6 protein-coding genes are annotated in these 12,518 nt (G+C 51.9%); 1 reads left to right on the top strand and 5 read right to left on the bottom strand.

Annotation, left to right across the window (positions count from 1 at the left end; genetic code table 11):
- Positions 1–3: 3 nt before the first annotated feature.
- The 4 genes from ACTJJA_RS19310 to ACTJJA_RS19295 form a co-directional block, all read right to left on the bottom strand.
- Positions 4–993, bottom strand: a complete 990-nt coding sequence (locus ACTJJA_RS19310; protein WP_047058004.1) for a glycosyltransferase — start codon at positions 991–993, stop codon at positions 4–6.
- Positions 994–1,766: 773 nt separating this feature from the next.
- A complete protein-coding gene (gene lpxP, locus ACTJJA_RS19305; protein ID WP_332942165.1) occupies positions 1,767–2,675 on the bottom strand; it encodes a kdo(2)-lipid IV(A) palmitoleoyltransferase in 909 nt (302 codons plus the stop codon).
- Positions 2,676–2,877: 202 nt separating this feature from the next.
- The gene (locus ACTJJA_RS19300; RefSeq protein WP_016247220.1) at positions 2,878–3,150 is read right to left on the bottom strand and encodes a hypothetical protein; all 273 of its coding nucleotides are present in this window, start codon (positions 3,148–3,150) and stop codon (positions 2,878–2,880) included.
- 69 nt (positions 3,151–3,219) lie between these two features.
- The gene (locus ACTJJA_RS19295) at positions 3,220–3,396 is read right to left on the bottom strand and encodes a YnfU family zinc-binding protein (RefSeq protein ID WP_213076229.1); all 177 of its coding nucleotides are present in this window, start codon (positions 3,394–3,396) and stop codon (positions 3,220–3,222) included.
- 153 nt (positions 3,397–3,549) lie between these two features.
- Between ACTJJA_RS19295 and ACTJJA_RS19290 the strand changes: the two genes are divergently transcribed.
- The gene (locus ACTJJA_RS19290) at positions 3,550–3,783 is read left to right on the top strand and encodes a hypothetical protein (RefSeq protein WP_004132711.1); all 234 of its coding nucleotides are present in this window, start codon (positions 3,550–3,552) and stop codon (positions 3,781–3,783) included.
- Between the two features lie 19 nt (positions 3,784–3,802).
- Here ACTJJA_RS19290 and ACTJJA_RS19285 read toward each other — a convergent pair whose 3' ends face one another.
- On the bottom strand, positions 3,803–12,385 hold the full coding sequence (locus ACTJJA_RS19285) for a GH36-type glycosyl hydrolase domain-containing protein (RefSeq protein ID WP_332942164.1): 8,583 nt from the start codon (positions 12,383–12,385) through the stop codon (positions 3,803–3,805).
- Between the last annotated feature and the right edge of the window lie 133 nt (positions 12,386–12,518).

Here is a 12,518-nt window from a genome sequence, read left to right as displayed (position 1 = left end):
GGATTAACGCCGCACCTGCGAAACGGCTGCGGGAGTATTGCGGACACCAGGCAGATAAATATTGCGGACCAGCTTCAGGAGGAAAAAGACATCGCTCAGGTTGCTCACGCCGGATACCAGATGGCGAAAGGCTATCCGCGCACGAAAACGCGCCCGGACCGCCAGCCGGTCATTCACCCTGCGCCGGTACAGGCCCAGAAAATGGCGGCTTTCCACCAGCGCATGCCTGACCAGCGCTCGTCTGACAGATCGGTACTGCGTCTGTGTACTGAGTGCCAGAATATCTGCAATCACGTCGCAATAGCTGAACGCGCGGATATCGTAATAATCCGGGCGGTGGGTAATTGACGCCGGGTTATTCACCCACAGGTAATCCTGTCTGTCAGAGAAATAAAATCGGCCATCTGCGGCGGCAAGCTGTATCGTCCAGAGAATGTCCTTGTGGCTTTTCCCTTCCTGGAATCGCAGGTCATGCTCGCGAATATACGCTGAACGGATTATCTGCAGCCACAGATAATGCGGCCATTCCCTCTGACTGACGCAATGGCGTATCCACTGCTGACCCGTCAGCGTCTGACCGTAAGGCTGTCTGCGGTGAACGGTATGCCGCAGATGTCCGGCGCTGTCTGTATGCCGGGCATTGAAAAGGACGACATCGGCCTGTGCTTCGCGGGCTGTGCGCAGCCGCTCCTGCAGAAAATCTGCCGCAACCCGGTCATCCGCATCCAGGAACACCACCCATTCACCACGGTGAATCGCCAGTGCAGCATTACGGGCAGCATACACGCCCTGATTTTCCTGACGAATGAGAATAAGCCGTTCATCTGTAATGGCGCTGAGTAGCGTCCATGTTTCGTCGGTTGAACCGTCATCCACAACAATGATTTCAGTACTGAGCGTTGTTTCGCCAAGCAGTGTATGGACCAGAGCCCCGATGCTGTCAACTGCATTGAAGGCAGGAATGATGACGCTGATATCGATGTTGATTTTCATTGCTCAAAGGGAATGTAAACAGAGGGAAGCTTCAGAGTTGTTACCCCATCAGAGGCAATAACCTGCCGGGTACGAAACATTGTCAGGAAGAGCGTCCCGGTGATTTTCGTGCTGGTGTGGACACCACTCGTTTTTCTCTGATTTCCTGGTTAACCACCATCAGACAGCCATCGCAAAATTCTTTATCCAGCCCGAAAATCCGGTCCAGAATGCTTCTTTTCTTGTTACATCGGGCACATCTTTTCATTCCATCACCTGCTGTCGCATTCCCATGCCGTGCCCGCAGGACAAAAGAAGGGCGCCCACCAGAAGACAGGAAATAAACTAATAAACAATACGTTAAATGAATTGCTGGGAATTTAGCACAGGCACTAGCGTGCCGGATAATTCATTTTGCAGATCAATTTTATAAAATCGATCGGTTTAATCGATCATCTTTTTCACTCTGCTTTACACGCCATCCGTGTGCCTGCATACCCTATCGGAGCGTTCGGTTTGTCGAGCTGTAAAGGATGCTATGCCTGCTGGATAGTCAAACCATTCCCGATAACTGACATCATGTGGAAGAGAAAATATACAAAAATTATTATCGCTTTGAATGGCAGCTATAAGCGAGAAGCGGACCTTCAAATCCGAACAGGTTCAATTGATTAACCTTGGTTGTCAGTTACGCCATCGTTAACATGAAGCCGATCGAATAATCCCCTGTCCCATTTTTTACAAATACGCAGTGGCAAGAAAGATGGATTCTGGCTCGTGACAAGTAGAGTTGTTCATTTGTATAAAGAGACTTCGCCTTCAGGACGCGTTTTGAACCTGCGATGCATCCACAGGTATTGCTCAGGGGCACGGAGAATTTCACGCTCGATGATCTTGTTCATATAAGCCGCTGCGGCGACCTTGTCTTCCCCTGGATAGCCTGATAACGGATTGCTGATATACATGTGATAACCTTTTTTATCGCTACGTCGAATCATGCTAAGTGTGATCAAGAGTGCACCAGCGAGTTTTGAAAGGGCATACGTTCCGTTCGTCGTTGCTGCTTTTTTTACCGAGAAAAAAGGTGCAAAAACGCTTCCTTTAGACCCATAATCCTGGTCTGGTGCAAACCAAACGGCTTCACCAGCTTTTAGCGCATGAACAAAACCAGATAAATTACGTCGATTAATCATAGCTTTATTTGAACGCATACGCCCTTTTGTCTGTACCCATTCCATTAATGGATCATTGTGTGGGCGATACGTTGCCATCATAGGATGGCATAACCCCATTACTCTTCCACACAACTCAAGGGACATAAAATGAATCCCGACAACCATTACTCCTCTTGTCGCACCGGTCAGGTTTTCAAGCCCTTCGACATCAAACCATTTTTTGACTCTCGCATCGCTCCAGAACCAGGCCATTCCTGTTTCCATCAGTCCCAGCCCGAGAGAAACAAAGTTTTTATTGACCATCTGGCTCCGGGCAAACGGTGTCATCTCGGGAAAGCACAGTTCGATATTTCTAATCGCAATCCGTTCCCGGCGTTTCAGAAAGGGTCTGGATATTTTTCCAAGGCCAGAGCCCAGAATATGTAAAACCGGGTAAGGAAGTTGAACGAGAAGCCACAGCAGACCCAAACCAGACCAGGTAAGCCAGTGGCGAGGATGAAGTAAATTATGAGTAAAAGTCTGTGCCATAAATTTCCTTAATGCTAATGAAGGTTATAACGCAAAAGGAAAACAATGAGGCAATTCGTCTTTAGCGATACATTTTGTTTTAGATAATTTAAATTCATCTAAATTTAGGAAAAAATATTTTCCAATGACTGGTGAATAATTTAAAGAGCCAAGGGTGAATTGTAAGCCAGCAAATTTATTCTGTTATAAATCCATGGTTTTATCATTGATACTCAAGGAATTGTCTTCTTGATTCATCATCATCAAGGTACTCAAAAGAAAGAAGCCGAATTTTGGTAAGTTTATAAAACCACTCACAATCGTTTCGTTGAATAATTTCGCCTGGTTTGAAACATATCCCGGATGCCACCCGAATAATCGCATATTTACCATTACTAAACCTGACCCGGTGAATACAGAAAGGTTGGCCAGGCTGTCCGTGACAGCTGTTCGACATGATATGCCCTTCAATAAAAACAGATTTTTTAGATTTCATTATCATACCCTCGACAACAGCAGTACAGGAGGAATGTTGTCATTTTCCGACATCACTGACGTTAAGTGATCAGCCGCCGATACACCAGCATTCTGAAGGTCTGAACAACAGTCCGCAGGCAGGGCACTCAAGAACCGCATCTTTTCTTAGTTTACCTGCTTTCTGATCGGCTCTGTGTGCACATACCGGGCAGGCAACATGAACCGGTCTTTCTTTAAAATACCTGAGCCCATTTGTATAAGACATAAATAATTCTCTGAGGAATACAGTAATTATTATACGCTTTAATATAAAAATAACTGGCATAAGTTATGTTAAGTTGTGTCTGAATCAGGATATCAGATATTGAAAATTGAACGTCTTATTTATGATACACTACCCTTCCGTGAGAAATTTAAGATGAAATCAGAAGACACCCTTGACTGGTATCCGGCACAACTACCGCCTGTGAAAATTATTCTTGGCGAAGCCGTGCTGGCTGTGGGTAAACAGGGCCGACCGATTAATACCCGCACCTTGCTGGAATACCTTCAGGTCATGCAGGACAAACAAAAAAGGCGGGATGACAAAATCGCCATGCAGACTGCGATTGATGTTCTCAGGGATAATCAGCGCATTAACGGCAGACGTTAATGCACCTCCGGGATCAGTGTCAGTTCTGAATGATCTCAACCGTATGGTTTTGTCCATCATCCTTCAGCGGTATTCTGTCATCAGGGAGGAGAACACCATCCAGCGTCACGCAATATTCTGCATCGCCGCGTGAAACACTAATCTGATAATGGCTTTCACCATATTGATATGCCATAGAAAAAGACGACCACTCATCCGGTAACCTGGCATGAACACTAAAGTCAGTGCCGGAACGTTTTATCCCCAGTAATTCCTCGGTAAGTAAACGCCAGGCCCAGCCTGCGGAACCGGTATACCAGCTCCACCCTGCACGTCCGGTATGGGGAGCGACGCTGTAGACATCAGCACTCATGACATAAGGCTCAGCTTTATAAATCCCGACAGAGTCCGCATTCAGGGTATGATTTATAGGGTTGAGCATTGACCAGAGTTGCCAGGCTCGTCCGGCATTCCCCATTCGGGCAAAGGCCATCACTGCCCAGATGGCGCCATGCGTATACTGCCCTCCGTTTTCCCGCACGCCGGGCAGGTACCCCTGTATGTAGCCCGGATTTGGACCGTGTCCGTCGAAAGGAGGCGTTAACAGTTTGATCAGCCCTCCTTCGTTATCCACAAGGTGCTTATCCAGCGCCTGCATGGCCTTTGCGCACCGTCCCGGGCTCGCGGCGCCGGACAATACAGACCAGCTCTGCGCAATCGCATCAATCCGGCAGTCCTGTGAGGTTTTCGATCCCAGGGGAGTACCATCGTCAAAATACCCGCGCCGGTACCATTCCCCATCCCAGGCGTGGGCTTCGAGATTACTTTGCAGGCGCAGAGCCTGTGAACGGCACATCGCGGCGACGCTTTCATCCAGCCTGCGCTCCGCCAGCGCTGCAAACCGCTGCAAAATGTCGTACAGGAAGAAGCCCAGCCAGACGCTTTCACCTTTGCCTTCGATACCCACCCGGTTCATCCCGTCATTCCAGTCACCAGCCCCCATCAGCGGCAGGCCATGCTCCCCGAAGCGAAGTCCATAGTGAATAGCTTTGACGCAGTGTAACCAGAGTGTCTCTTCGGTGCCGCTGATGACCGGCGTGTCATAGACAGACTCTTCACCAGGCTGAAGCGAGCGTCCCTCCAGATAAGGAATGCGTATTTCCAGTGCATCCATATCCCCCGTCGTTTCAACATAGTGGCAAACAGCAAGCGGCAGCCAAAGATAGTCATCGGAACAGCGGGTACGCACACCGTTGCCGTGTGGCGGGTGCCACCAGTGCTGCACATCCCCCTCGATAAACTGCCGTGATGCACAGAGTATTATCTGTTCACGCATCCGGTCCGGAGCAGCATGGCTCAGAGCCAGCGTATCCTGCAGCTGATCGCGAAAACCAAATGCACCGCCAGACTGATAGTAGCCACTCCGGGCCATAAGACGGCAGGCGACCGTCTGATACAACAGCCAGCCATTAACCAGTAAATTTACGGACGTGTCGGGGGTGTTAACTACGATTTTATCGAGAACATTGTGCCAGTGATTATGAATCCGGTTCAGCTCCTGACGGACCGTATCCTCGTTCATGTAGCGGGCCAGCGTCTCCTGAGCACAAACATCATTCTCCTCTGCGCCGAGGATAAAAATAAACGTCCTCTGGTCCCCGTCAATTAATGTAACCGCCGATTGCACCGCTCCGCAGGGATCCAGACCGGCCCCCGTCTTACCAGAAAGCTTTTGCAGTTTCATAGCCGAAGGGGCGTGAAGGGAACCATTACGGCCAATAAACTCCCGGCGGTCCCCTGTCAGAGAACAGTCATTACCGCTGACGGCAAAAAATGTAGTTCGGCCGCCACCATTATCACCATAAAAGTTATTCGCAAGTATCCCGCAGCCGCCGGGCGTTCTGGCCACATGTGTCACAATGTGAGGGGCTGAGCGCGTTCGTGTTTCTCCGAGCGTCCACTCTACATAGCCTGTGACGGAAAGTTGACGTGTCCGTCCCGAAGAGTTACTGAGCGTCAGGAGCACCAGTTTAACCGGATCTTCTTCAGCAACCAGGACCGTCAACTCGCTGTCTATACCACTCTCACGATGGGCAAAAACGCTGTAGCCAAAACCATGGCGGGTCAGGTAATCACCGTGTCCGCGAACAGGTAAAGCCGTCGGCGACCAGCACTCCCCGCTCTCTTCATCGCGCAGGTAAAATGCCTCGCCGCTGCGATCGCTCACCGGATCGTTCTCCCACGGCGTCAACCGGTATTCATGGGCATTCTCATACCAGGTATAGGCCTGCCCTGCCTCTGAGATCACACTGCCAAAACGAGAATTTGCCAGTATGTTCGACCAGGGAGCCGGTGTAAGCGCATTTTCCCGAAGGACGATCTGATACTCCCGCCCATCCTGAGAAAATCCACCGTACCCATTGAAATGGCATAACTGACTGGTATCAGGGCTCCAGTCCGTATGTTGATTACGCTCGCGCACAGCACGCGGAATGAATGCCCTTGCCGGCGATTTCAGGGTATGAATACGCTGGTTAAGCTGCTCATTAATCCCCCCTGCGCGGTCATCAAGATAAAGACAGGCCACGCTCATCAAAAGCAACTTATCCTCAGCGGAGAGATGCTCACCGTTGCGGACAAAAAGCCCGCCCTTTTTATCCAGCAGACTGGCTTCAGACCCGGCATAAATTAACTCCATAATCTGATTTTGTAATCCCTGCTGGTAGCCGCCGGGGCTGTTATTCAGGATAACTAAATCAACATCCAGCCCTTTCTGTCTCCAGTAACGGTGTGCCTGAATCAGTGTGGTCACTGAGGTGATACTTTCCTCGCTGGTTATACTCAGCAGCACTATCGGCAGATCCCCTGAAATTGCCCAGCCCCACAGTCCGGACTGGCCACGCCGGTTGCGGCCGATCGCCTGGCCTTCGGCGCGCAGCTCCTGGACAGGGTAAAGCACAGCGCTGGCGAGACTATTGAACAACGTGGCATCATCTTCACTGGCGTTCATCTGGCGCAATACCACCAGACTGTGAGACCAGGCCAGTTCAAAGACGCGATCGGCGATAGGGTAATCGCGATATTTCTCCAGCAACGCCAGGCTCTGCTGACGGGTCTCGCTGATGCCATAAATGATATCAATCGTAACCGGCTGCCCCGGCTGCAGAATAATGGCGTTGCGAATTGCCAGTATCGGATCCAGCACCGAGCCCGACGTGTTGCCTAGCATCCCTCCCGTCTCTATTGCCTGTGCATTCGCAGGGTTTCTGCCACGTCCAATAAACCTTGCCCTGTCCGTTTCAAACGACACGTTATGTCGGTTATCGCCGTGCACCACCATCATGTGAAACAGGCAAGGGCCCGGTTCATCCGGTGAGCGCGGGCGCCGGTGGCAAAGAATAGCGTCACGCTCAGGAGCCAGCTCAGTCTGAATAAACAAATTGCTGAATGCCGGGTGTGCCAGATCGCTGGCATCAGGTGCCAGTACCACTTCAGCATAGGTTGTCAGCTCCAGAGAGCGAGGCTTGCGACCACGATGAATCAGTGTGAGCCGTCGCAATTCAACATCATCCTCCGGAGAGATCACCACCTGAGTTTTGACGCTGAGTCCCCCTAAGCTGCGTCTGAATTCTGCCCCCGCATCGGTGAACAACACTTCCTCGTCTTGTCCGCTGGTGTAGCCTGTTGGTTGCCAGGTATTGCTCCACACATCTCCCGTCTGGGTATCGCGGATGTAGCAGAATGCTCCCCAGTTATCACGGGTGGTATCACTGCGCCAGCGCGTTAGTGCAATATCATTCCAGCGACTGTAACCGCCGCCGCCCGCGGTCAACATCAGATGATAATGGCCGTTGGACAGGAGTTGAATATCCGGGGCGGGGGTATCCACGCTATAGAAAATACGGGGTTCATAGCGAACGGGTTTGACCATGCCCTCATGAGATTCAAAATGACGGCGCGGACTGTACAGATCGACCGCATCCGGCACGCGCTCCTGTAACAGCAGACTCGCTGACCGGAATACCGTACTGGACATAAAGCGTTCAGTCATGGGGGCATCAAGCAGCACATGAGCCAGCGCCTGAAATGCCATACCCTGGTGATGCGCCATCCAGGACTGTACCACCGCATAGAGCTGACCGGTTGCAAGACGTGAGGGGGTATAGTCCAGCGCTTCATAAAAACCGTATTCTCCGCATGCACCATTTTTTTGCAGCCTGAACAGGTTCTCACAAGCTTTCTGCGGGGAAACCATCAGCGCCAGCAGCGTGGCGTAAGGAGCGACAACCATGTCATCGGCAAGTCCCCTGCGTAGACCGAGCCCCGGTACGCCAAATGCCTGATACTGATAATTATGCTGAACATCAAAAGCATGATAGCCAGACTCTGAAACACCCCATGGTACCCCGCGTTCTTTCCCCCAGTGAATCTGGCGCATAACCGCCGACTGACTCATTTCATCGAGCAGGCTGCCGGGCCAGGTGGGCATCACCAGATTCGGCATCAGATATTCAAACATGGATCCGCTCCATGACATCAGGGCAGTTTCATTATCAATCGTGGTAAACAATCGACCCAGCGCGTACCAGCTTTTAAGAGGCAGCTGATTAGTCGCAATGGCAAGAAAACTGGTCAGGCGGATTTCAGACGGCAGGAGATCGTAGTGGCTCTTGTCAGGCATATTGGTGTCACAGTTATAACCGACGCTGAGCAGACTGGTTGCTTCACTGTACAGAAAGGCGAAATCCATCCGGGCATGCTCATCCAGCCGCTGTTCCAGCTCGGTGATAATATTGAGTCGCATTCGGGCCTGCTCCGCCACTGACGCCGGAGGCGTTCCTGTACCGGTTAATGTCGGACGGGCAAGCTCGCTCAGCGTCGGCAGCGTCTGTTCATTCCAGGATGCAGGCAACCAGCCAAGCAACAGAGACCACTCATGGCAAAGCTGAACCAGTTGATGCTCCAGATGTCCAGCCCAGCGCATCTGAAGAGGAGATCCCTGATGACATGCGCTGGTCAGATGGTTGCACTGGGTGCGCATGCTTTTCAGTTCGCTGAAAAGCGCCTGCGGAGAGAGCGACACCGCGTTCAGGCAATGCTTGCGCAGCAGTCTCAGGCTGTCAGGTGGGTTCTTACCCCACTGTTTTTCCAGAATATCCAGCGTATCGTTCAGTCCTGCCAGTATCTGTTGGTTGCTTAAAACAGGCTGATGACGCATGGCGGACAGGCCTGCACGCAGGGTCAATAAATGCCCGGCCATATTGCCGCTGTCGACGCTGGAGATATAGCGTGGACTGAGGGGGACCAGCGTACGGGTGTCATACCAGTTGTAGAGATGGCCCCGGTAGTGCTCCATTTTATCCATCGTGTCGAGCGTGAGCGACACGCGCCGGAGCACCTCTCCGCCAGGCAGGTAGCCAAAGTCCCATGCCGTCAGGTTAGCCATAAGTGAAAGACCAATATTGGTAGGAGAAGTTCGGTGTGCCACCGTCGGTTGTGGTATTTCCTGATAATTATCAGGCGGAAGCCAGTTCTCTTTTGCTGTGGCAAATGTTTCAAAAAAAGCCCAGATTTCACGGCTTGTCTGGCGTAACAGCTGTTTTTGTTCCTGATTAGGCGAAAAAACCTTTCGCACGGGCTGGCGACTCAGCCAGCTCATCAGCAGCGGTGCCACACACCATACCAAACCGATCGGTAACGCAATCCCCAGCAGCTGTGGGGCAAATTGTCCGGTCAGTATTGTCAGCGCCACGCCACCGGCAGCGTTCAGCCACATCGCCTGATAAAAACGTGCAACAGTGGGTCTGGCCTGACTGCTGTCCTGGCTGTGGCTGACCCACTGGCTGAGGTGACGCCTGCTTATCCCCAGTCGCCATAGCGTCACGGCGATCGCTTTCAGCGAATATCCGGCTTCGTGCGGCAGTATCGCAAAATTAAGGCTGATACCTGACAGACGCTTTAGCGCGCCCGCCCCCACCAGTAACAGATGCGACTTCACGCGGCGACGCAGAGGTTTATGCAGAAGGTCGTGGCTAATGCAGAGGATGGCTGGCAACAACCATATCAGCAACAGTATGCCCAGCCAGTAAACCGGATTGGGTACCCAAAGCAGAGTGAAGAACAGCAATATCAGTAAGGAGGGGGCGACCAGACTGCGACGTAGATTATCGAGTAATTTCCAGTAAGAAAGCGCGGTCAGCGGATTCCTGACCCGGGTTCCATCGGCTTTTCTGACGCGTGGTTTTAGCCAGTTAAGCAGTTGCCAGTCACCCCGGATCCAGCGTGAACGTCGTGCAACATCCGACAGATAATTATTAGGGTACTGTTCGTACAGTAACACCTCGCTCAGCAGACCCGAACGTGCATAGCATCCTTCAAGCAGATCGTGGCTGAGTACCAGATTTTCCGGGCAGATGTTCGTAGTGGCCTGCATAAAAATATCAACATCGTAAATCCCTTTGCCCACAAACGAGCCTTCCCCAAAGAGATCCTGATAAATATCCGAAGACATCATCGAATAAGGGTTATTGCCCGGTACGCTGCTGCGCAGGGCTGCGTAACGCCCCTGACCGTTGCGTGGTATCTCCTCCGCAAGACCGGGCTGTAAAATACCGAATCCTTTGACAACCCTCTGGCGTACCGGATCATACTCAGGCGTATTCAGCGGATGCGCCATCGTCGCGACGAGTTTGTGTGCCGTATCGCGCGGGAGCACCGTATCGCTGTCCAGGGTAATGACGTATTTTATGTGACCCGGTAAAAGGTGGGCAGGCATCTCTGCAACGCTGACGAATTGCGTTCCGGGATGGCGCAACCAGCTGTTCAGTAACGCCAGTTTTCCCCGCTTGCGTTCATAGCCCATCCACGCGCCTTCCGAGGGGTTCCATTCAGGCTGGCGATGTAACAGATAAAAACGTGGTCGGCCGGAGGGGTAGCGGCGATTAAGCGCCTGCGTATCGGCGATAGCCTGTCTGAGCAGTGCGTGACTTTCCGGCGAGGGTTCATTTTCAGAATCAGCAAAATCAGTGAGCAGCGCGAACCTGAGATTTTCGTTTTCATTCCCCAACCAGCAGACTTCAAGACTGGTGAGGAGCTGGCTGAAACTTTCGTGGCTGGTCAACATGCAGGGAATGACTAACATGGTGGCACTGTCAGCGGGAATACCGGCTGAAAAATCCATCCCCGGCAAGGGTCGAGGAACGCGAAAACGGGTGGTTGCATCACTGAGCAAATCGCTCATTAACTGAGTTAATGCGATAATCAGAGGTAATATCACCGCGATCAATAGCCAGTCTGCCCCCTGCATGGCGGTTTCGTGCAATATTGCTGCGGTCGCTGCGGTTGTCAGCAACGCCAGGCTTCCAAGCCATGACAGCAGGGTTATTCTGTTGAAACTGTGCCGCAAGCGTATGAGCCTTGAGGCGTCTGCCAGGAGATGAATATCCAGCGCCTGTCGACCTTCGCCCGCAAGATAATAACCAACATGATGTTCCGGTGTATCAGGCGCTTTTTCCTCTGAAAACGCCAGCGCCTTCTCAGCAACCTCAGGCTCGCTGAGACCGCTGTCTCTGGCCAGAACCTCAACTACGTGCCGGTAATGATCCCGGGTATTGAAATGCATCCGGGGATAGATGCCGGCAGGATCATTGCGTAATGCCTGTTCGACAACGCTTATCGTTTCGGCGAAATCAGCCCAGTCCGTTTCACTCAATAAACGCAGGCCCGCGATGCTGTTACTGACGGACAGCTGGCTGGCGGCAAGCTGCTGATTGAAACTATGTATGAGAACGTCAGTGGTGATCCCCTGTTCCCGAAGGCACTGATCAACCCAGGTCAGAGGTAACGACAGCGCGTTGCCATGCCCCTGCAGGCGCCGCACCAGCTCTGCGACAAACGCACTGGTTAACGGAGGTCGGGAGCGCGCCATATCGGCAACCACCATGATTAAATCACCAGGCGCACTCTCTGCACATTCGACAATCCTTGTTATCCACGTATCAGCAAGGTTTCTGTCCTGCTGCGCTTTTATCACTTCCATACTGATACGACGAAGATTTTCAATCAGCGCAAGGCGCAGCATTCCCGGTAACGCCCAGACTTCACCCAGCGTCAGCGGCGTCACCTGTTGATAGGCAGTGAGATAGCTGGTCAGGCTGGCGGCATCCCAGCGGCCATCGCCGTGAGCAATGGCCTCTGATGCAATATGATAAATTCGTGGGCAATTCAACGGCGATACCAGCGACGGAAGACCTTTGCCAAAGCTTTTCGGCAGATGCTGGCGGACAGTGCGGATTTGTTCCTCAATCAGATAATAATTGTCCAGCAGCCATTCACCGGCGGGCATGATACTGGTCTTTTTACCCGCGTTAAGCTCATAGCAGTTTTGGGTAATGACGGCCTCATTGTCGCCAAGCCGTTTCAGAAGATAATAAGGATGCCTATCCGGTGATACTTTATGAGTCCGCGCCAGCTTCTGGCCGTAGCGTTCCATCTGGACGGTCGAAAAGAGTTCTGACCGCGGCGAGCTTTCACCGGCAGGATCGTTCGCCGAAAACGTTATGTTTTCGGCAGCATTCATCAGAATACGGGAGCGGTTAAACCACGCTCTGGGGATCATTTTCATAGCATTGCTCTGATGCGACGTTAGCGCGCAGGAGCAGTTGCGAAATCAGTTCAGAAACGTTCTCTCAGGATGGGCGTCAGGCATCAGGGATTTAACAGCTGCCGGAATCTAACATAAGTATAGGACATGAGCT

The sequence above is a fragment of the Enterobacter sp. 22452 genome, assembly GCF_052045065.1.
In the GTDB taxonomy this organism is placed as follows: Bacteria; Pseudomonadota; Gammaproteobacteria; order Enterobacterales; family Enterobacteriaceae; genus Enterobacter; species Enterobacter mori.
Note: the sequence above shows the minus strand (reverse complement) of the source record. Positions and strands in the feature narration are given on the sequence as shown.